At 35.4% G+C, this 21206-nt stretch carries 27 protein-coding genes; 13 read left to right on the top strand and 14 right to left on the bottom strand.

The window, feature by feature from the left end; genetic code table 11:
- Positions 1-18: 18 nt before the first annotated feature.
- Positions 19-1329 (top strand): alpha-amylase family protein, encoded by a 1311-nt coding sequence (locus tag ACFSW4_RS11080; RefSeq protein ID WP_377329306.1) that lies wholly within the window; start codon positions 19-21, stop codon positions 1327-1329.
- A 44-nt stretch (positions 1330-1373) separates the two neighbouring features.
- Here the strand turns inward: ACFSW4_RS11080 and ACFSW4_RS11075 are convergent, their stop codons facing one another.
- Positions 1374-2234: a DegV family protein gene (locus ACFSW4_RS11075; protein ID WP_377329304.1), complete on the bottom strand. Its 861-nt coding sequence runs from the start codon at positions 2232-2234 to the stop codon at positions 1374-1376.
- A 131-nt stretch (positions 2235-2365) separates the two neighbouring features.
- Here ACFSW4_RS11075 and ACFSW4_RS11070 point away from each other — a divergent pair, with 131 nt between their 5' ends.
- Together ACFSW4_RS11070 and ACFSW4_RS11065 are read left to right on the top strand one after the other, a co-directional pair.
- A complete protein-coding gene (locus ACFSW4_RS11070) occupies positions 2366-3220 on the top strand; it encodes a YitT family protein (protein WP_377329302.1) in 855 nt (284 codons plus the stop codon).
- A 56-nt stretch (positions 3221-3276) separates the two neighbouring features.
- Positions 3277-4143: a BsuPI-related putative proteinase inhibitor gene (locus ACFSW4_RS11065; RefSeq protein ID WP_377329300.1), complete on the top strand. Its 867-nt coding sequence runs from the start codon at positions 3277-3279 to the stop codon at positions 4141-4143.
- A gap of 58 nt (positions 4144-4201) precedes the next feature.
- Here ACFSW4_RS11065 and ACFSW4_RS11060 read toward each other — a convergent pair whose 3' ends face one another.
- The 9 genes from ACFSW4_RS11060 to ACFSW4_RS11020 form a co-directional block, all read right to left on the bottom strand.
- Positions 4202-4465 carry a NifU N-terminal domain-containing protein gene (locus ACFSW4_RS11060; RefSeq protein ID WP_054754849.1) on the bottom strand — a complete coding sequence of 88 codons (264 nt, stop codon included), beginning with the start codon at positions 4463-4465 and terminating at the stop codon, positions 4202-4204.
- Between the two features lie 82 nt (positions 4466-4547).
- Positions 4548-5396: a D-amino-acid transaminase gene (gene dat, locus ACFSW4_RS11055; RefSeq protein ID WP_377329298.1), complete on the bottom strand. Its 849-nt coding sequence runs from the start codon at positions 5394-5396 to the stop codon at positions 4548-4550.
- Between the two features lie 101 nt (positions 5397-5497).
- On the bottom strand, positions 5498-6295 hold the full coding sequence (gene phnE / locus ACFSW4_RS11050; protein WP_377329296.1) for a phosphonate ABC transporter, permease protein PhnE: 798 nt from the start codon (positions 6293-6295) through the stop codon (positions 5498-5500).
- Positions 6295-7104, bottom strand: a complete 810-nt coding sequence (gene phnE, locus ACFSW4_RS11045) for a phosphonate ABC transporter, permease protein PhnE (RefSeq protein ID WP_054754847.1) — start codon at positions 7102-7104, stop codon at positions 6295-6297. Before phnE (ACFSW4_RS11045) ends, phnE (ACFSW4_RS11050) begins: the two co-directional genes overlap by 1 nt.
- The gene (gene phnC / locus ACFSW4_RS11040; RefSeq protein ID WP_377329294.1) at positions 7088-7873 is read right to left on the bottom strand and encodes a phosphonate ABC transporter ATP-binding protein; all 786 of its coding nucleotides are present in this window, start codon (positions 7871-7873) and stop codon (positions 7088-7090) included. The genes phnE (ACFSW4_RS11045) and phnC overlap by 17 nt, the downstream gene beginning before the upstream one ends.
- An 84-nt stretch (positions 7874-7957) precedes the next feature.
- Positions 7958-8878 carry a phosphate/phosphite/phosphonate ABC transporter substrate-binding protein gene (phnD, locus tag ACFSW4_RS11035; RefSeq protein WP_377329292.1) on the bottom strand — a complete coding sequence of 307 codons (921 nt, stop codon included), beginning with the start codon at positions 8876-8878 and terminating at the stop codon, positions 7958-7960.
- A 147-nt stretch (positions 8879-9025) separates the two neighbouring features.
- A complete protein-coding gene (locus tag ACFSW4_RS11030; protein WP_377329290.1) occupies positions 9026-9238 on the bottom strand; it encodes a hypothetical protein in 213 nt (70 codons plus the stop codon).
- A complete protein-coding gene (locus ACFSW4_RS11025; protein ID WP_377329288.1) occupies positions 9239-9364 on the bottom strand; it encodes a hypothetical protein in 126 nt (41 codons plus the stop codon).
- 96 nt (positions 9365-9460) lie between these two features.
- Positions 9461-10297, bottom strand: a complete 837-nt coding sequence (locus tag ACFSW4_RS11020) for a Cof-type HAD-IIB family hydrolase (protein WP_054754845.1) — start codon at positions 10295-10297, stop codon at positions 9461-9463.
- A gap of 146 nt (positions 10298-10443) precedes the next feature.
- Here ACFSW4_RS11020 and yjfP point away from each other — a divergent pair, with 146 nt between their 5' ends.
- Positions 10444-11208 (top strand): esterase, encoded by a 765-nt coding sequence (gene yjfP, locus ACFSW4_RS11015; protein ID WP_377329286.1) that lies wholly within the window; start codon positions 10444-10446, stop codon positions 11206-11208.
- A 123-nt stretch (positions 11209-11331) separates the two neighbouring features.
- Positions 11332-11793, top strand: a complete 462-nt coding sequence (locus ACFSW4_RS11010; RefSeq protein ID WP_377329284.1) for a flavin reductase family protein — start codon at positions 11332-11334, stop codon at positions 11791-11793.
- 50 nt (positions 11794-11843) lie between these two features.
- On the opposite strand, the gene ACFSW4_RS11005 is transcribed toward ACFSW4_RS11010, so the two are convergent.
- The gene (locus ACFSW4_RS11005; protein ID WP_377329282.1) at positions 11844-12464 is read right to left on the bottom strand and encodes a flavin reductase family protein; all 621 of its coding nucleotides are present in this window, start codon (positions 12462-12464) and stop codon (positions 11844-11846) included.
- 118 nt (positions 12465-12582) lie between these two features.
- On the opposite strand from ACFSW4_RS11005, the gene ACFSW4_RS11000 reads away from it, so the two are divergent.
- From ACFSW4_RS11000 to ACFSW4_RS10990, 3 genes are all read left to right on the top strand, one after another.
- Positions 12583-13341 (top strand): dioxygenase family protein, encoded by a 759-nt coding sequence (locus ACFSW4_RS11000; protein WP_377329280.1) that lies wholly within the window; start codon positions 12583-12585, stop codon positions 13339-13341.
- Positions 13342-13469: 128 nt separating this feature from the next.
- Positions 13470-14345: an alpha/beta fold hydrolase gene (locus tag ACFSW4_RS10995; protein WP_377329278.1), complete on the top strand. Its 876-nt coding sequence runs from the start codon at positions 13470-13472 to the stop codon at positions 14343-14345.
- Positions 14346-14426: 81 nt separating this feature from the next.
- Positions 14427-14738 carry a metal-sulfur cluster assembly factor gene (locus ACFSW4_RS10990; RefSeq protein ID WP_377329276.1) on the top strand — a complete coding sequence of 104 codons (312 nt, stop codon included), beginning with the start codon at positions 14427-14429 and terminating at the stop codon, positions 14736-14738.
- A 55-nt stretch (positions 14739-14793) separates the two neighbouring features.
- On the opposite strand, the gene ACFSW4_RS10985 is transcribed toward ACFSW4_RS10990, so the two are convergent.
- Complete coding sequence (locus tag ACFSW4_RS10985) at positions 14794-15606, bottom strand: undecaprenyl-diphosphate phosphatase (protein WP_377329274.1); 813 nt, start codon at positions 15604-15606, stop codon at positions 14794-14796.
- 75 nt (positions 15607-15681) lie between these two features.
- Between ACFSW4_RS10985 and ACFSW4_RS10980 the strand changes: the two genes are divergently transcribed.
- On the top strand, positions 15682-15990 hold the full coding sequence (locus ACFSW4_RS10980; protein WP_054754838.1) for a hypothetical protein: 309 nt from the start codon (positions 15682-15684) through the stop codon (positions 15988-15990).
- Between the two features lie 48 nt (positions 15991-16038).
- On the opposite strand, the gene ACFSW4_RS10975 is transcribed toward ACFSW4_RS10980, so the two are convergent.
- The gene (locus tag ACFSW4_RS10975) at positions 16039-16218 is read right to left on the bottom strand and encodes a DUF2929 family protein (RefSeq protein WP_054754837.1); all 180 of its coding nucleotides are present in this window, start codon (positions 16216-16218) and stop codon (positions 16039-16041) included.
- 116 nt (positions 16219-16334) lie between these two features.
- Between ACFSW4_RS10975 and ACFSW4_RS10970 the strand changes: the two genes are divergently transcribed.
- The 4 genes from ACFSW4_RS10970 to fabF all read left to right on the top strand — a co-directional run bounded on the left by ACFSW4_RS10970 (position 16335) and on the right by fabF (position 20040).
- Positions 16335-16733, top strand: a complete 399-nt coding sequence (locus tag ACFSW4_RS10970) for a hypothetical protein (RefSeq protein ID WP_377329272.1) — start codon at positions 16335-16337, stop codon at positions 16731-16733.
- Between the two features lie 83 nt (positions 16734-16816).
- Entirely contained in the window at positions 16817-17767 is a 951-nt protein-coding gene (locus ACFSW4_RS10965) for a BMP family ABC transporter substrate-binding protein (protein WP_377329270.1), read from the top strand.
- Positions 17768-17853: 86 nt separating this feature from the next.
- On the top strand, positions 17854-18789 hold the full coding sequence (locus ACFSW4_RS10960) for a beta-ketoacyl-ACP synthase III (protein ID WP_377329268.1): 936 nt from the start codon (positions 17854-17856) through the stop codon (positions 18787-18789).
- 18 nt (positions 18790-18807) lie between these two features.
- The gene (gene fabF / locus ACFSW4_RS10955; protein WP_377329266.1) at positions 18808-20040 is read left to right on the top strand and encodes a beta-ketoacyl-ACP synthase II; all 1233 of its coding nucleotides are present in this window, start codon (positions 18808-18810) and stop codon (positions 20038-20040) included.
- A gap of 77 nt (positions 20041-20117) precedes the next feature.
- On the opposite strand, the gene ACFSW4_RS10950 is transcribed toward fabF, so the two are convergent.
- The gene (locus tag ACFSW4_RS10950; protein ID WP_377329360.1) at positions 20118-21017 is read right to left on the bottom strand and encodes an LCP family protein; all 900 of its coding nucleotides are present in this window, start codon (positions 21015-21017) and stop codon (positions 20118-20120) included.
- Positions 21018-21206: the final 189 nt, after the last annotated feature.

Raw genomic sequence — 21206 nt, 5'->3', positions numbered from 1 at the left:
GAAGAGAGTGAGTCAAATATGAAGTTAAAGATATCTCTTTTAATGCTATTATTGGTTGGACTTTTGCCTGTGATTAGTCAAGCTGAAGAAGGGCACTCTGTTTATTATTATCTTATGATTGATCGTTTTGAAAGTGGTGAAAAAAATGGTGAGCTTGTAGACGTTGATAATCCTTCAGCCTTCCATGGTGGTGATTTTCAGGGAATTCTTAACCGTGTCGATCACTTAAATACATTAGGAGTTACAGATGTCATATTGTCACCGATATTTAGCACTCAGGATTATACAGGTTTAGAAGTGGAATCGTACGATCAGATTCAAAAAACGTTTGGAACAAAGGAAAACCTTAAGAAATTAATTGAAACTTTGAATGAAAAAGGAATGAGCGTCACGCTTCATTTTCCAATTGATCAAGATGTAAATGATGATAAGTTACTCGAGCATATGCAAACTTGGTCTGAAGAATTAAAAATAGAAGGGTATTACATTTCAAATCCTGAGGCTAAAACAAATGATTTCTGGAAAAAGTCAGGTGACGAACTTGAAGGCACTTTAATTGCTGAATCAGATAAAAATGCTGATCAGTATTTAGAAAACGGATTCGACCTTGTCCACGATCGTTCAACGCAGGACGAACTAACTACTTATTTCAAACAGCCTGGTAAGTCCATACAAGATTTGTTAGATGCTTCAAACATTCGAAACGAACAAATTATTCAATCAATGGATTTTTATGATACAGATCGATTTACCCATCAATTTGCGGAAACGGGGAGCCATCCAATAACTTATTGGAAGTTAGCGCTAACATATTTATTAACAATTCCTAATGACACTTTGGTATTTCAAGGTTCTGAAATTCCTCTTGATGGTGTGAAAGACGATTTAAGTCATCATCAGCTTATGAATTTCTTGGCAGGTGAAGATCAACTAATAAGACATATGGAAAAAATATCGAATGCTTATGATGATCTTCCATCATTATCAAAAGGGAAAATAAGTATCTTACACGCAGACGATAGTTACTTAGTATTTAAAAGGACTTTCCAAAATGACTCTACAATTGTGGCAATCAATACGAGTCAAACACAGCAAAAAGTTGATATTGAATTAGAAGAAGGTTTAGAACTAAGAGGTTTATTAAAGGATGACTTAGCGCGTCAAAATGATAATGGGACATATACTGTTGCAGTGGATCGAGAGTCTTCCAATATATTTAACGTTAGAGAAGATTCTGGTTTATATTGGCCATTGATCTTTATATTTGCAGGTGTAATGGCTATATTTATTATCTTTGCAATACTGATGTACCGAAAAAATAAAGCTTAACAAGACTAAAAAGCTGTATAAAAGGGTATCCCTTTTATACAGCTCTATTTTTTCACTTCATTAAGGAAGAAAAGAGCAATCGTCCCTGGGCCAGCATGAGCACCGATGGCAGCTCCAATCTGGTGAACGATAACTTTTTTAGGATTTAATTCATCTTCAATGAGTTCTTTCAGTTTTTGGGCATTTTCATCATCATCACCATGAGTAATGGCAACAGTTTGCTGATCAAACTCTTGACCTCGATCTTTCATCAGGTCAACCATACGGCGTAAAACCTTTTTAGAACCTCGAATTTTCTCTAAAGGAACGAGTTTTCCTTCTTCAACATGTAAAAGGGGTTTGATTTTTAATAAACTACCAACAAAGGCTTGAGTTCGACTGACTCGGCCGCCGCGGTATAAATATTCTAGATCATCAACAGTAAAGATATGTTCAATGTTATTTACATAATGGTTAGCATGATCTAGTATATCTTGTACGTCAGCTCCTTGCTTTGCAAGTTCTGCTGCTTCATATGCGATAAGTCCACAACCCATAGAAGCGGCTTTAGTATCAATCACGTATATGTCTGCATCTGGATGCTCTTCTAAGACTTCTTCTTTGGCAATGACAGCACTTTGGTATGTACCAGATAATTCAGAAGAGAAAGCTAGATAAATAATCGTTTTTTCTTCTTTTACATGTTTACTAAAAACTTTTTGGAAGGAGTCAGGTGTTGCTTGAGCTGTTTTTGGACTTTTGCCGTCCCGCATAGCTTGATAAACCGTTTTCGACTCAATCGTTTCACCATCTAAATAATCTTCATCATCCAAGTGAACGATGAGAGGAACCGATTCTATATGATATTGTTCTTGGATGTCTTTAGGTAAATCTGAGGCTGAGTCAATTACAATTTGAACATTCATGGATTTCCTCCTAAAATAATGTATTATAGTTGTTATATGTTTATAGTTGTAATAATTTTAACGCTTTTCTTTATATTAGTTTAAATGTGAATGAACAAAACGTCAATGAGATTTAATTAATGGGGGTTAACATGTTTATATTTGAATTAAAAAGATTTGTCATTGTCATCATTGGAGCAATTTTTAACGCGATTTCATTAAACTTATTTTTAATTGAAGCCAATGTTTATGCAAGTGGTTTTACAGGTGTGGCTCAGATGACATCAAGTATATTTCAGGATTTTCTTAATATCGATATTAGTACAGGTATTTTATTATTCCTATTAAATATACCAGTAGCTATTTTAGGCTGGTTAAAAGTAGGAAAAGGGTTTACTGTTTATAGCGCAATTTCTGTAGCTGTAACGACGTTTTTCTTAGAGACGATTCCATTAATGAATTTGGCGGAAGATATTCTATTAAACGCAGTTTTTGGAGGAATCCTAGCAGGTTTTGGTGTCGGTATAACATTGAAATGGGGTGCTTCAACTGGCGGAATGGATATCGTCGCAATGGTGTTATCTCGTATTAAAGATCGTCCCATCGGTATTTATTTCTTAATTCTAAATAGTATCATTATCTTTTTAGCAGGCTGGTTATATGAACCAGAGAAAGCATTGTATACACTAGTCACTCTATATGTGACGACACGTGTGATTGATGCTATTCATACAAGACATGAAAAGCTGACAGCTATGATAATTACAGGCAGAGGAAATCAATTAACGAAAGCCATACACTCTAAAATGGTTCGAGGCATTACAAGTGTACCTGCGAAAGGGGCTTTCACTAATGAACCTCGTGAGATGTTGATGATGGTTATTACGAGATATGAATTATATGATTTACAGCAGATTGTTAAAGAGGTTGACCCGAATGCATTTACAAATATCGTTCAAACTACAGGAATCTTTGGCTTCTTTAGAAAAGATGACGAAAAATTGTAACTTTCTGAAAATGGATACGACTAAGTCATAAATGATGTTCTTAGGGAGGCGCAAAGATGAAAAGGTTACTACCTTTTGTATTATTAATGGTGCTAATGGCTTGTGGGACAACTCAAGGTAATCCAGAATCAGGAGGAGAACCAAATGAGGAGGAAGAGCAGATGAATGATGGATCAAATTCAAATGACTCAGAAATGGTACATGATGAGTTAGAATTCACATCAGAAGTTGAGCCAAAGTCCAATGAGGTACTCTTTAAAATGGAATTAACAAACCATACAGAGAATACTGTTAAATTATCCTTTAGCTCAGGACAAAAATATGAAATTGTGGTGTCTGACCCTGAATCAGGAGAACAGGTATATAAATTTTCAGAAGGAATGATGTTCACTCAAGCCATTGAAGAAAAAGAACTTGAACCTGGCGAATCTTTAACTTGGGAACAAACGTGGGATTATAAACAAAATGGTAAGCGAGTGGAAGCGAAAGAGTATCAGGTAACTATAGAATTACTACCAATGACTATTGATAATGAGAAGCCTAAAGCAGGACTGTTTACTCAAGAGCAAACAATTACGGTTCCAAGCAATAATGGTGAGCAGGCTCAAAAAGATGAAAATTTTCATTTTCGTAAAGTTCAAGTTGAAGGAGAAGGTGGGCAGTATCAAGTAAAAGGTGAAGCCAGAGTATTCAATGGCTCTTTTCGTTACAATGTAGAGGATGGTCATAACATCTTAATAAAAGAAGAGACTGTAAATACGAACGGCGAACCAGGGTGGGGGCCATTTAGTTTCGATGTAAGTGTAAAAGAAGAGGATTTGCCTAAATCAGGTGTGCTAACTTTGATTTTGTATGTAGATGGGCCGAAAACTGGTGAGCCAAAAGGGCAACACTTTGTGACTTTAGAAAATTTCAATCCATGAAAAAGAAGCATTCCCAATCAGCCTTAAAGTGGCTGGTCAGGAATGCTCTTTTTTTGATTTAGTAACCGTAACCCTCAAATACACTTTCTACTTTTGGGATGAGTTGATCCCATTCGGCATCAAATGTTTTGTTTACGGTTATGAAATTATGGTATCCAAAAACGTTATCAACACCTTCTAATTTCATTAAATCATTTAAAATGTCATGTTCACTAGTTTCACCTTGCATAACTGAGATGCTGTCGTCACCTTCAAAAATTACTTTATCAACGGTGAATTTCATTGCATTTGGGTTAGGAGTCGCTTCTGCAATGACGCTCATTCAAAATCCCTCCCTAGTATATTCTCTACTAATATTAGCACGAATTTTCTCTTTAAAAAAGAAAAGTGTTGAAATCAGTCAATTATTGTATTTGTTTAATATGTTTATGTTCAGAAAATGCATTTAGTAGTTGCTTAGCTATGGGCCCAGGTTTACCATCATTAACTTGATCTTCATCAATTTGAACGACAGGAATCACTTCTGAAGTCGTGGAAGAAATAAATACCTCATCTGCCTGTTTAAGTTCTTTGACTGAAAATACTTCCTCTTTAATCGTAAGGTCTAGCTGTTTAGCTAAAAAGAAAATATAAAGCCTTGTAATACCGTTCAGAATATAGTTATTAGCTGGATGAGTTTTAATAACACCATCCTTTATAATAAAAACATTTGTCGAACTACCTTCGGTGACATGTTCCTCATCTCTATAAAGAATTGCTTCTTTAGCGCCAGCGTCAAGTGCACTTTGCTTAGCCATCACATTTCCAAGCAAATTTAGACTTTTAATGTCACATCTAAGCCAGCGAAAATCATTTTGTAAAATAACTTTTATGCCATGTTCTTGTGATTCGGCTGGTTTTGATACAGGAATTGGGTAAGCAATTAAAGTAGGTTCTGTATTTTTCGGAAATGGATGAGATCTCGGTGAAGCTCCGCGTGATATTTGTAAGTAAATACCTCCATCTTGAAATGCATTCTTCTCAACTAATTTTTGTAATTGATCCGCTAATTTATGTTTGTGAATATCATAATTTATTTTCGCTTCATTTAAGCTGTAAATTAAGCGTTTTAGGTGGTCTTCCAGTAAGAAAAATTCTCCGTCATAAATTCGAATTACCTCATAAACTCCGTCACCAAATTGATTAGCGCGGTCCTCAATATCAATTAAACACTCATTTCGGTTCACAAAATCATTATTTAATAAAACAAACAATTCAGTCACCCTCTCAATAGCTGTTATTACAAATAGTATACTTAATTAAAGAATATGTAAATAAAAAAAGAGTTGCTCTAAAAAGAGACAACTCTCATTAATTATACTAAACGTTTTCTAATTTTAGTTGAGACAAAATCAATCAGTGACACAACTATGATAATTCCTAATAGAATTAAACCTAATTGCTCCCAGTTACGGTTAGCTGCTGCAATGACGATTAATGTACCAATACCACCTGCACCAACTAAACCTAAAATAGTGGATGCACGTATGTCTATTTCGAAGCGGTAAAGGGCAAACGATAAAAATTCTGGTAACACTTGAGGGAAGATGGCGTAAAACAAGATTTGCATTTTATTAGCGCCATTTGCTTCCATTGCCTCTACAACTTTCATATCAATACTCTCAATAATCTCAGCGTATAGTTTACCTAACATACCAAAAGCTGTTAAGCCAATTGTTAGAACACCTGCGAATGGTCCTGGACCTACGGTAATCACAAATAAGATAGCTAAAATTAGCTCAGGGAATGTACGATCTAAAATTAAAATCCATTTACCTAATGTGTTCCAAATTGGTGATTTAACCATATTTTTGGCAGCCCAGAAACCAAATGGTACTGCTAAAATTGCTGCAATTAATGTACCTGCATAAGCGATAAATACTGTTTCAACTAAATATTCCCAAACTTTTTCAGTTTCAGCCCAATCTGGGTTAAAGAGTTTTGGAATAACACGATTGAACTTTTCGCCTAGGTTGTCAAATACAGACCAATCTGCACGTTCATAAATCCCTTTAAAGGCCCATACATAAATGATACCTAATATGATGAAAATTAACCAATTTCGTAATCTTTTCTTCTTCTGGTGTGGTTTTGGTGGTAGTATTTGACTCATTATACAACTCTCCTTCTCAGCATGTTACTAATTGTTTCAATGATGATCACAGCAACAAGTAAAACAATTAGTATGGCCATGACGTTTTGATACTTTAAGAAGTTTAATTGTGTATCGATAATCGTTCCAATACCACCAGCACCAACGAAACCTAATACTAATGAAGCTCTTACGTTTAGTTCAAATACATATAAACCATAAGAAATAAACTGAGGTAACACTTGTGGTACCACTCCATACCAAATAACCTGAATCTTATTAGCACCAGTTGAACTAATAGCATCTAACTGTTTTGAATCAATTGTCTCAATAGACTCACTTAATAATTTTGCTAGTAATCCTAATGAGAAAATTGTTAATGCTAAAATACCTGGAATAATACCAATACCAAATAAACTAACGAAAATGGTCGCAAGTAAAATATCTGGAATAGTACGTAAAATGTTAAGAATTGTACGAGTTGCTTGATAGACAAATTTATTTGTCGTAACAGTATTCGCAGCTAAAAGACTTGCTGGAATACAAATTAAAATAGAAAAAGTCGTTGCGACGACAGCGACTTGAATTGTTTCAATTAACGGATCAATAGCCAATGGTATATAATCCCAATTTGGAGGGAACATGGATACTAGTTTATTAAAAATGGTTGGGAAATCTAGTAACAATAATAGAAAATCTGATCCGGTTTTACTTAAACTATAGAAGTAGAATAATATAATTAAGATAAAGATGGCAGAAATTTGCATCTTAAGTTTTCGAGGGTAGAGTGAGTAAACATTTGAGTTTTGCTTATTATTCTTCTCCGTCATCAGAGTCACTTCCTCTTAAATCATCTTCGCGAATCGGACGATTATAGATTTCTTCAAATGTTTTCTCTGAAACTTCACTCACTGGACCATCAAAAACGACCTCTCCATCTCGCATACCAATAATTCGATCAGCATATTCCATAGCCATATCAATAAAGTGTAGATTAACGATCGTTGTAATATTATCTTCTTTATTAATACGTTTTAAGTACTGCATAACCTGATGAGAAGTAGGCGGGTCAAGGCTTGCTACAGGTTCGTCAGCTAAAATAAGTTTAGGGTCTTGTGTTAAAACACGAGCGATACTAACACGTTGCTGCTGCCCACCACTTAGTTGGTCGGCACGCTGGTATATGTATTTTTCGATATTGACACGTTTTAAATTTTCATATGCTTTTAGTTTATCTTCTTTAGGATATAAGTTGAAAATACTTCTAAATGTACCTGTATGACCTAAACGACCACTTATTGTGTTCTTAAAAACGCTAGAACGGTTAACTAGATTATAGTTTTGAAAGATCATACCGACTTTTGTCCGTAATCTTCTAAGGTCTTTACCTTTTAAATTTAGAATGTTTTCATCTTCAACATAAAGTTCACCATCTGTTGGTGTAACCATTCTATTAATACTTCTAATAAAAGTAGATTTACCTGCTCCTGACAAACCTACAATTACAACGAATTCACCTTCGTTAATCGTCACATTAACATTTTTTAACCCAGGTGTTCCGTTTGGATATACTAATGAAAGATCTTTAAAAGTAATCATCGAGGACTTCCTTTCTTTACTTAAAAAATAGGGAGAGTGGTTATTCTCCCCCTATTAAAATTTAATCTAAAATATGAAATTTATTTATTCTTCGTCAAGTACACTTTCATCAAGTTCTAATTTCTCGTAAGTTTCTTTTACAACATCGAAGTCTGATTTGTCAGCTTCAATAATTGCATCCCAGTTATATACTTCATTCATGATTTTAATCATTTCTTCATTTTCGTTGAAGCTTAGGAATGCTTCTTTAATTTCTTTAGTTAATTCATCATCTAAGAAGCTAGGAACAGTAATTGTGTCGTTCGGGATAGGCTTAGTTTCTCCGATCTTCTTAAGATCATCTTTTATGTTAGGGTAATCTTCTTCCATTGTGTCACGAACATCATCAAATGTTGTTGCGATATCTGCTTGTCCTTCTAATACAGCAACTGCAGAAGCATCGTGGCCACCTGTGCTTGTTGTTGCACCGAAGAATTCTTCTTGTAATTGAGTCGTTGATTCAATATCGAACATTTCCATCATTTGAGCCGCTGGGAATAAGTAACCTGAAGTTGATGACGCATCACCGTAAGCCCAAGTCATTTCACCAGCATGTTCCTCTAAATCTTCTAAACTATTAACAGGTGAATCTGCACGCACAAGATACTGAGCAACATAAGTTGCGCTACCATGACGCTCAGACTTTAGAATAGGTTCAACATCATACTGACTATCAGCTAATACGAAACCGAAAGCAGGGATGAAACCGATATGTACGGTTCCAGAACCTAATGCTTCAACAAGAGCACTATAACTTGTCATTGTCTCAGCTTCTACTTCTTTGTCTAAAATATTTCCAAGTTCTTCTGCAAGTGGATCAGCAGTTTCCGCAATTTTGTCAGAGTCTTGTGATGGAACAAATCCCATTACAAGCTTGTCTGGATTCGGTTCTTTGCCACTACTAGAACCACAAGCTGCTAAAAATAGTAATGAAGCAGCAAAAATAAGTGTTAAAACCTTTTTCACTTTAACTCCCCCTTAGTATTGATTAAAACAATTTAATTATAAATGAATGTAGTCCATTAGTACAACATAATTTTCGAAAAAATACATACTTTTACACTGTTTTTTACAAAAAAAGCGACACAGGGTCGACCTGTGTCGCAAAAAATGTTATTTTAGTTTATTGTTAATTTTTTGTTCGAATTGTTTTAATTCTTGCTGCTCTTTTTGATCTGGTGCTCCTTGTTCATAAGCTGATTGAATGCTTTGTTGAACACTTTGAATGGATTCTTCTGATTTTTGGAGATTTTGACGGCCATTTTTGGCTTTATTTGTCAAATTTTGCATAGTTTGTTTTGCCTGTTTCATAAAGTTATTTTCCATTTAGAATCCTCCTCGAGTGTGTCGGTCGGCTTCTGCTTTTTTACGTGCTTTATCTGTAAATCTTTCCTGTTTGATTGAAGCTGTTTTATTTTTTCTTTTTCGTTTGTAGATCGGTTGCGATTTCAATTAAAATCCTCCCATCTCTAACTAAAAGAAAAACCTGAACACAGCTTTAACTGTGTTCAGGTATATTTTGTGCAATATGAAGGAAAATATAAATAGTTAATCTTGGGTTATAATTGGTGTAGTAATATTTAAATATTCTTCAATGAATTGAGCTACGCCATCTTCATGATTAGTTAAGGTTATTTCTTTAGCTATATTTTTAAGCTCATAAATGCCGTTATTCATAGCTACACCGACGCCAGCATAATCAATCATTTCTAAATCATTATCTTCATCGCCGAATGCGATAATTCGATTTTGAGGAATACCATATTCTTCAGCTACCTTTTTAACGCCAATAGCTTTATGAAGGCCTGAACGAATAATTTCAATGACATGAAAAGGTGCTCCCCATTTACGGTGATCAATTACTGATGCGTGCTGATCATCTAAAATTTGTCTAATCGGCTTAACACTATCTTCATTTGGGTGTACTAATAATGAAGACGGGTCTCCGTCAAGCGTTTCTCGCAAATGCCCAATTTTAGCTGGTTTTTCTAATCCTTCTAAGAAAAATTGATTAAAAATATGTTCAGATTCTTGATTAATAAATACTTGGTCCATAATTTCAGCCATAATATTTTGTACGCCATATTGAGTAGATGTATCCACAATATCTAGTGCAACATTTTTAGGTAAAGGCGAATGCATATGATCCCAATTTTTATTTAGCGGATGGTGAACATATGCCCCGTTCATATTGACAATAGGTGTATCTAAACCTAATTGTTGATAAAATTGTTTACTCACACGATAAGGTCTACCAGTTGCAATCATGACAACATGACCTTGCTCTTTAGCTGTTTTTAATGTTTGAATGGTTCTTGCAGAAATAATTTTATCGTCATTTAATAGTGTGCCATCTAAGTCCAATGCTATTAGATGTTTTTCCATCATGTCACCCCATATTCTCCCCTGTAAATATCTAATTAAAATATTTTATCACATTTCCTGCGTAATGTGAATGTTTGTAACGATTGAAAGGCACTCTAGTATCATTTATTATTATAGTAATAAAGTGATTTGAGAGGAGACCATACATGATTGTCATCGATCAATATGATGTTAGAGATATACCTGTACTTGAAGTTGTAGATCATGAAAAGATTAACCAATCACTCCCAGTTATGATTTATTTTCACGGTTTTACTAGTTCTAAAGAACAAGATTTGCCTCAAGCATATTTGATGGCTGAAAGAGGTTACCGAGTGTTACTTCCTGACAGTATGCACCACGGAGATAGACAAAAAGAGTCAGATCCAAATAAAATTCAAAGTGATTTCTGGAAAATTGTGATTAAAAATTTAGAAGACTTAAATGAATTATATTTATATATTAAACAACATGAATTAGCAAAGGATGACCGAATTGGTATCGCCGGAACGAGTATGGGCGGAATTACAGTATCTGCTGCTTTAACTCGCTATCCTTGGATTAAGGCTGCGGGAATCATGATGGGGTCTGCAAGAATTAGTGATATGGCAAGTTACTTATTGGAGTCTATTAGAAAACAAGGGGTTGATTTGCCACTTACCCAACAAGAGATTAATCAGCAGCTAACTTCTTTAGAACCTATTGATTTATCGCGCCAATTGGATAAATTGGCAGATCGACCAATTTTTATATGGCATGGTGAGCACGACCAGGTTGTACCATACCAACATTCTATGTCGTTTGTTGAACAACTCAAAACTAGTGGTTATCCTAAAGATCGTTTTCAGTTTATATCAGAACCAAATCGTGATCATAAAGTGAGCAGGGAAGCAAAATACGCATTAACAGAATTTTTTGTCAAACATCTGTAAGTTTAAAAACTATTAAACTAGAAAATTTCTCACACAATCTAGTAGTGATTTTCATATGTTTTAGTAATGGTACAGATTGTTATACGATAAAATATGTAATAAAAGAGGTGAGGGGGAAGATTTTTGGACTTAAAAGAATTTCGAAACTGTATGGGTCGGTTTGCAACAGGTGTAACGGTTGTTACGTGTAATGAAGGGGATGACTGCCATGGCTTAACAGCTAATTCCTTTACATCTGTCTCTCTAGAACCACCATTAGTATTAGTATCAATAGATCGAAATACAAAAGCTTATCATAAATTAAAAGATAATCGGTTTATCGTTAATATATTAGCGGCTAATCAAGAAGACATAGCACTTCATTTTGCAGGGAAACCTTATGAGACGTTACCGTTTAACTGGGAAAAAACGGACTATGGTCATCGTATTAAACATTCACTAGCATATATAGAATGTGAGCCTTGGGCTGAATACGATGGAGGAGATCATGTCTTATTCCTAGGGAAAGTAATCAATTTTAATTATGAAAATGGAGAACCTTTAGGGTATTATGGCGGTAAGTTCTCAAAAATTGTACAGGATTAAAATATAAGGCTGGGGAAAATGGTATTGATTTTTCCTCAGCCCTTTTTATATTATTCAGTATCTGTCGGACGTTCTAGATAAATGTTTTCACTTAATCCTGCATAATTTGGCCCTGCTAATCGAGCAATTGGATTCAGTTGTTCCGCGAGAACCCTGCCATCATCGTAGATTGATTCATCTATGTGATATCGAACCACTTTCCCAATGAAAAGGTCATTATAACATTTACCTTCTTCCTCTAAAGGAACGTGCTGGAAGAGTTTACATTCTAATCTGATTTTTGCTTCTTTTACACCTGGCACTTTTATGTCTGAGCTTTCAATAGGGCTGAACCCAACTCTGTCAATCTCACTTATATTTTCTTCATAAGGTGCAGATGTTTGGTTCATTTTTTTAAGTAAGTCCATATCCAAAATATGAACAACGAATTCTTTATTTTGTAGAATATTCTTTCCTGTATGTTTGGCTATCTCACCTCGAATTCGACCAACTGATAATACAATTAAAGGCGGAGTCCCGGCAACCATGTTAAAAAAGCTAAATGGTGCGGCATTTAAAGTTCCGTGTTCATTCATTGATGTTACAAATGCGATAGGTCTGGGGATTACACTTCCACTTAATAACTTATAATTATCTTTCTTACTAAGCTCTTTTGGATTTATCGATTTCATTTAATCACCTCATCAAAATGTGTCTTATGAAATTCATCATATTACTAGAATCTATTAATAAACATAGTATCAGAAGATGAAATTGCTGACTAATCTAAGTTTTGAGGAGGGTGAAATGGTGAGTTCAATTGAGAGTGAAGAGCGCGTTCAAGAAGTCCTACAATTATTTCAGAAACATGTAAAAAATTTTTTGATAGAAGCCCAGCCAAGCAATGCTGAGTTTAATGGATTTATTCGGTGGGCAGATCAGATTGGACATGACAGAGAAATCTCTACTTTTATAAATGCCTTTGTTTCTCCAGTTTTAATAGACCATCAGATTACCGGGGATGCTCAAACACCATCTACATTTTTGGATGTTCATTATGTGGAGGGAGCCCCTATACTTGCTAAGCCATATAAGTTACCTATGAGAGTAAAAGAAATAGGTGAGAAGTTCAAATTTTCTGGCTATGTAAGAGATCTAAATGGTAATCCTTTAAAACGTGCATTAATAGACATGTGGCACGTGGATGCAGATGGACATTATTCTTCCCATGAATCTGCCGCGCCTCCATATAATCTTAGAGGTCGATTTTATACGGATGAGAATGGCTTTTTTGAAGTTGAGACCATTGTCCCGTCACCATATACCATTTCTGAAAACGGACCTTTAGCAGAATTACTTCACGCAGTGGGACAGAACACCACTATACCGGCTCACCTCAATATCATCCTGAAACGAAAAGGTTATGAAACATTAATTACTCAAGTGTTTTTTGAAAGAAAAAATCGATTGTATGAAGGGATCCCGTCATCACTCATCACACAAATCAGTGATAAAAATGGTATTAAAGAGGCTTCGTTTAATTTTGTTATGAAAGACATAAAAATTTAGTCATAGTTCATGTTGTACTTTCTTAAACAATCATATTTACAGGAGTATACTTCATAGAATTAAAGTATAGCTCTAAATGGTTAATTTTTTAAAGTCTATACAATTAAAATACGGTTGGTGAATGGACAATGCTAAAAATGTGGCGTAAAAAAGCACTTACAGGTGGGAAACAGTTATTTATTCATGAGACCCCTGGGGAAAAAGGTACGGTAATCGGTGTTCACGGACTCACAGGTCACCATATGCAGTTAGGTCATTTTCAAAAAGCTCTAGAGAAACAATATCGCATGATTACCTATGATCTAAATGGTCGTGGAAAGAGTTCAAACGCTGATAATAATTCAAATATTGATCAACATGTTCAAGAGCTTATTGAATTAATCAAAGTATTAAAAATAGACCGTCCAATACTAATGGGTTATTCAATTGGGGCCAATATATGCCTTAAAGCTGCAACACTTATAGATGTGGAAGCACTTATTTTAATAGATGGAGCAGGCGAAGTGGATCAAGGGCAAAAGGAATTAATTTTGCCATCTTTAATACGTTTAGAACAATCGTATTTATCTAGGCTCGATTATATTAATCTAATCAGAAACACTTATGAAAAACATGGTGTTAGATGGTCTGAGCACATGAATCGAATTGTTAATTACGAAATTGAGAAGTCAAACGATTATTGGGTACATAAATCAAATCATAACATCATAAAAAAAGATTTTCTTAGCTTATTTCAATTTGATTTGGAACATCTAGCAGAACAAGTAGATTGTCCAGTTATGTTAATACAAGCGAATGGAACCTTAGGCAAAAGACCCTTTTACTATGAATCACAGTATAAAAAACTTGAGAAAAGACTATTACAAATTGAAGTCGTTAAAACTAAAGAAAATCATTTAACCATCGTGTTTAATAAACATGCTGAATTAGAGTGGAAACTACTAGATTTTTTAAATCGAAACACATTAAGTTATGTCGCTCCATCAGTTCGCCATGAAAAGTAGCCCCATTCTAGTCATTGTTCTTTAAAAATTAACTAAAACATGTTTATAATAGAATAGAGAATCTTTAAGGAGGACTGACTAATGGATAAAGCGTTAGAGGAAAACCTTTGGGGGGCGCTTGAGAATGTTATTGACCCTGAGCTTGGGATCGATATCGTCAACTTAGGTTTAGTATATGGCGTTGACTTAGATGAAGAAGGAACTGCTACAGTGACAATGACGTTAACGGCAATGGGATGCCCATTAGCTGGAACAATTGAACAGGACGTCAAACGTGCACTTTCTGATATTCCTGAAGTAGAGCGTACTGAAGTTAATATTGTATGGAATCCACCATGGACAAAAGAGCGCATGTCACGCTATGCGAAAATTGCACTTGGTATACCTGATTAATTTATGAAAAAGATGACCCGTTATATTTGTAACGGGTCATCTTTTTTCTGTATTACTATAGAAAGAAGAACACTGCAGCACCAACGATAAAGCAATAAAAAGCAAAGTATTTAAGGTTACCTGATTTCATAATGTCAATGAACCAAATCAAGGCAAAATAAGTTGCAATAATCGCTCCGATGAATGCCACCAATAATAATATAATCTGACCTGAAAATGCTTCATTACCAACCACATCACCAACAGAGAAAACCATCGTTCCTAAGCTTACAGGGATGTACATCAGAAAAGAAAATCTTAAAGCTGCTGAACGATTAAACCCGACTAACATGGCTCCAACGATCGTAGCTCCAGATCGACTTATGCCAGGAATTAACGCAATGGCCTGAGCGAGGCCAACAATAATGGCATCTTTAATCGTAATTTCATCATCCGTTTTAAACCCTTTGAGGTTTCGGATAATCCATAAAGCCAATCCAGTTAACAAAAGAGTAATACCGACTAGTTTAATTTGTTCACCTAAAATACTATCAATATAGTCTTCTATAAGTATACCAATTACGCCAGCTGGTATAGTAGCAATCACTAATAACAGTATATAATTAAAATCAGAACGGAATTCGTGGTTTCTAGTTTGAATAAACTTTAAACCATTGATTGTTAACCGAGCTATATCTTGTCTAAAAACAATAAGCACAGCTATAAGCGAACCAAAATTAATAAATCCTTCAAAAGTAATTGGTAATTTAATTTCCATCAGGTGTCTTACAATCATTAAATGGCCACTTGATGAAATAGGAATTGGTTCTGTGAAACCTTGGAATACACCTAAAAATAAATACTTCAGTAACTCGAAGATTTCTTGCATGATTTAACCTCCTAAATTGTGCACATAACCTAGTTAATTTGAATAAGTTAATCTTGAAAAGGGAGGTAAGATTCTGTGAATACTTATTCAAAGGATCATATTTATAATTTATGTAAGAGTCATTTAAAACAGTACGTGTTAATTGAGACAAACCAAGGTGAACAAATTCAAGGTGTCATTGTCGATATGGACGACGACAATGTTTATTTAATCACACCAGTTATGCACGAACCACAGCGAAATCCTTATGGGTACAGTAGTTATGGTTATCCTTTCTATGGCCCTGGCTACGGCTATTACCCTTACCCACAGAATTTCGGTTTAAGAAGGCTAATATTACCATTAACGGCAGTGGCGGCATTAAGCCTTTTACCTTGGTATTAAAAAAAGAGGTTGACTCAGGTGCAACATGTTTTGAGTCAACCTCTTCTATTACTGCGTCGAGTCGTCTCTTATGACTCCTTCACCCAGAACCACAGAGGATAAAGTGAAGAGTACAGTTAATACAATTGCGAGTGGGAAGCTAAATGTGTCTCCTGTCATACTTGTAATGACATAAACAACCATTAAGCTTAAAAGGAAACCCCATATGACTGTCCAAACTAAACGCATAGTATGTCACCTCATTTTTCTATACATTCCAAATTACAGTTTACCAAAGGTTAAGAAAAAAATAAATACAGAATATGTGACGTTTTTATGCAAATACAAAAAAGGTGGAGTCTAGAATGAAAGTATTTATCAATGGCTGTTTTCATAAAATCGCCTATTTGCTCATTCAAAAACTTGTTGATCAAGATTTTGAGGTTTACGGCTATGATGATGTTGAAGATGAAGAAAAAATGGATCGTTATGCCATGATTGGGCGGCACGCATCTTTTCATCTAAAAGAGAAAGAGAAGCAGTATGATTTTAACAATATATATGATTTTACAACCGAAAACGAGTTATGCACTTATCAAGAAAATTCAATTCAAACTAAAATTTACTTAGATCAACGAGAAGATTTATTACCTGAAGAAGTAGCAGATTGGCTAGCAAGCCTCCAACATTTCTCTACGTTACCTAAAGCAATTTATATTAATGGTGAAGAAGATGAGAGCATTCATTTTATTAAAAAAACGTAAATTTTTAAACGTTATTGTTGCGATACATTCAGAAAAGTTACAAAATATAAGTAAGAGTTCAAGTAGATATCGGAGTGCTCGTTTTGAAAAAACTACTCATATTCATATTACTAGCCACTAGTTTTTTATTGGTTAGTTGTGGACAGGTTTTTAATACAGGACAATTGAATAATGTTGGACTACTTTTGGATGGAACGATTCATGATGAAACATGGGGAAAAGGTGCTTACCTTGGTGCGTTGGAAATTAAGGAAGAACAAAACGTTAGCATTTTAACGAGAGAAAATGTGACAACTAGCCGAGAAACAGAAGAACAAGTGAAAGATATGAAGCGCCAAGGTGTTAATTTAGTATTCGGACACGGATCTGATTTCGGGACCCATTTTAATGATATTAATGAGACGTACCCTGGATTACATTTTGTTTACTTTAATGGCAATACATTTGATCGGAATATTACAAGTATTCATTTTGACGGTTATGAGATGGGATATTTTGCTGGTGTTCTATCAGCTAAAGTCACAAAAACGAATGAAATTGGAATCGTATCAGCCTTTCAAAGTCAACCTGAAGTGCAAGGCTTTTTCGAAGGTGTCAAAGATACTAACTCAAATATTAAAGTTCACATAAGGTCTGTATTTGATTGGTACGATCAGCAGCGTGCGATGTTATTATTTAATGATTTACTTAAAGAAAATATTGATATTGTATATCCAGCAGGAGACGGATTTAATATCCCTATTATATTAGAAGCAAAAAAACAAGATATTTATGCTATAGGTTATGTCAGCGACCAATACGAAGTAGCTCCTGGGACAGTTTTAACAAGTACTGTACAAGATATTGAAAAAATTTACGTCGATATTGCGAATCAGTATGATGAAGGAGAACTTCCATCTGGGGTTATACATTACGGATTTGACGATGAATACATATATCTTGGTAAGTATGGAGAAGCCGTCAGTGATCGTGTGAAGCGGGAAATGGACGAGTTAATTGAGCGTTATTTAGAGACCGGAAGATTAAAGAAATAGTCTTTTCTTTCGGTCTTTTTTTTGATAAAATTATAACCAGGTCATAATATATGATTATAATAGTTTGTAATGAGGAGATGACCAAAATGAAAGCAGGTATTCTAGGTACAGGACATTATGTCCCAGAGCGTGTTTTAACAAATAAGGATTTGGAGAAAATGGTGGATACGTCAGATGAATGGATTCAAACTCGCACGGGAATATCCGAACGTCGAATCGCATCAGATGATATGAATACTTCACATATGGCATATGAAGCAGCAGTAAACGCAATGGAAGAAGCAGGGGTAACTAGTGACGATCTTGATATGATTTTAGTCGCTACAGTTACCTCAGATATGGGTTTTCCTTCAGTAGCGTGTCAAATTCAGGAAAGGCTAGGTGCATTTAAGGCATCTGCTATGGATTTAAGTGCGGCATGTGCTGGTTTTATGTATGGAATGGTTACAGCAAAACAATTTATTGAATCAAACACTTACAAGAATATTTTAGTCGTAGGTGTTGAAAAGTTATCAAAAATTACGGATTGGGAAGACCGTAATACGAGTGTTCTATTTGGAGATGGTGCAGGAGCTGCAATTATTGGACCTGTTTCTGATGATAGAGGAATTTTATCATTCGAATTAGGCGCAGATGGAACTGGAATTCCGCACTTACATCAAGATGGAGATTACATCCATATGAACGGCAGAGAAGTGTTTAAATTTGCAGTTAGACAAATGGGAGACTCTGCATTAAATGTTGTTGAAAAGATCGGTCTAACGAAAGATGATGTGGATTATTTAATTCCGCATCAAGCCAATATTCGTATTATGGAAGCGGCTAGACAGAAATTAGAGATCCCTGTTGAAAAGATGTCCAAATCTGTTCATAAATATGGAAATACATCTGCAGCATCGATACCAATTGCGTTGTCTGAAGATGTTAAAGAAGGTAAGATTAAGGAAGATGACTTAGTTATATTAGTTGGATTTGGCGGCGGGCTTACTTGGGGTGCTGTTGCCTTACGCTGGGGAAAATAAGAGGAGGTTACAAAAATTATGACGAAAAGAAGAGTCGTTATAACTGGACTAGGTGTTGTTTCACCAGTCGGAAATGATGTCAATACGATGTGGGATCATATTACGTCAGGTTATGTTGGAATTGGTGAGTTAACTAAATTAAATCAAGAAGATTTTTCGGTTAAAATAGCTGGAGAAGTTAAAGATTTTGACGCTAAGGAACATATGGAAAAGCGTGAAGCTCGTAAAATGGACTTATTTACTCAATATGCCGTTGCGGCTTCTAAAATAGCTGTGGCAGACTCAGGGTTAGAAATTACTGAAGAGAATGCTGATCGAGTTGGCGTGTGGATTGGTTCTGGTATTGGTGGTATGACCACTTATGAAGAAAGTTTTCGTAAATATTTGGATAAAGGCCGAGTGAGTCCATTCTTCATCCCGATGATTATTCCGGACATGGCATCTGGTCAAGTGTCGATTATTTTAGGCGCTAAAGGGATTAACTCTTGCTCTGTAACGGCATGTGCTTCAGGCACGAATTCTATTGGTGATGCGTTTAAAGTTATTGAACGTGGTGACGCAGACGCTATGATTACCGGAGGAGCTGAAGCACCATTTAACCATATGGCGATTGCTGGGTTCTCATCTATGGGTGCCTTATCTACTAACCCTGATGCTAAATCAGCGAGTCGCCCGTTTGATAAAAACCGTGATGGCTTTGTAATGGGTGAAGGATCTGGTGTACTTGTCATTGAATCACTAGAATCTGCTCAAAAGCGAGGCGCAAATATATATGCTGAAATTATTGGGTATGGTTCAACAGGTGATGCTTATCATATTACTGCACCAGCTCCAGAAGGCGAAGGTGCTGCGCGTGCGATGCAACAAGCATTAGATGATGCTGAGGTTAATGTGGAAGAAATGGACTATATAAATGCGCACGGTACAAGTACTGAATACAATGATAAATATGAAACAACGGCTGTCAAAACAGTATTTAAAGATCACGCTTATAACTTAGCAATGAGTTCAACTAAATCAATGACTGGTCACTTATTAGGAGCCGCTGGTGGTGTTGAGGCTATTATTACTGCACTCAGTTTAAAACACAACGTAATGCCTCCAACGGTTAACTATGAAACTCCTGATGAAGAATGTGACTTAGATTACGTAGTAAATGAGGCACGCGAGAAAGAACTAAACGTTGCTATGACAAATTCATTAGGCTTTGGTGGGCATAATGCATCGTTAGTGTTTAAAAAGTTTGTGTAAACAATAATGTTTCGAATTGAATATGTATGAAAAAGGAGGACTGATTGCCGTTTAGCAAATCAATCCTCCTTTTTATATTAGTAATCATCATTTTGTTGATCTGTTTTCGTATTTGTTTCTTCGTCTGTTTCTTCGCTTTGTGTATAATCTTCTGACCTTGGTTGACTAGTTAGGAACTCATTTAATGCTGCTTTATTTTCCTCTAAATTTATTTTTAAAATTGTGCCAACGCCAGAATAAGTTGGATCAGTCCAAGTATCATCTAGTGGAATTCTCATGGTTTCTATTTTGTTAGGTGTATTTAAGAAGAACTCTGATGCAACTGATAATACCTTACTCGTTTCCATATTTGTATCAATATAAGGCTGTAAAGTACCGATGGCTCTTGGTAATTTCATGAGACTTGTAAACGATAAGACTTCTTCTTTTAGTGCACTCATGACCTGTTGCTGTCTTCTTACGCGTCCAAAGTCACTCTCTGCATCATTTCTAAAACGAGCATAATCAAGTAATTGTTCACCATTTAAAGTTTGAATCCCTGGATATAGATCAATGTTAACATCTTTAGCTGAGTATCTCATTCTTTTCTCGACATCAATTTCAATTCCATCGGGTGCAATGGTATCAACAATATTTTCAAAGCCTTTGAAATTTACAATAGCATAATAATTTAGTTCAATGCCGAAGTTGTGTTTAATGGTCTTTCTGAGTAGTTCTGGACCACCAAGTGCGAAAGCGGCATTGATTTTGTTGTACCCGTGACCTGGTATTTGAACATAGGTGTCTCTCATAATGGACACTAATTTAGCCCGCTCATGTTCAACGTCATATTGACCAATCATTATAGTATCTGTTCTCGATGTTCCGTTCGAATCAAGGTCAGATCCAAGCAATAATACGTTTATTTTGTCATCTTCTAGCTCTTCAGCACCATTAAACTCTTTTTCAAACTGACTATTTCCGCCGTTTTCTCCCATAGCTTGCTCAGCAGCATTTTTGCCTGCTTGGTATTCATAAATAAAAAATGAAGCGATACCGATTAAAAACAGAATGAATATAGAGAATATTGTTTTTCTTCTTTTTTTACGTTTTATGCGTTTTCTCTCTTGTCTTCGGCTTACCATAATGTTCCCCTCTCTCAATGTTCACCAGTCTCAAATGTACAC

Source organism: Piscibacillus salipiscarius (assembly GCF_042685285.1).
GTDB classification, from domain to species: Bacteria; Bacillota; Bacilli; order Bacillales; family Alkalibacillaceae; genus Piscibacillus; species Piscibacillus salipiscarius.
The sequence above is the reverse complement of the archived record's forward strand: the minus strand, read 5'-3'. Positions and strand labels throughout refer to the sequence as shown.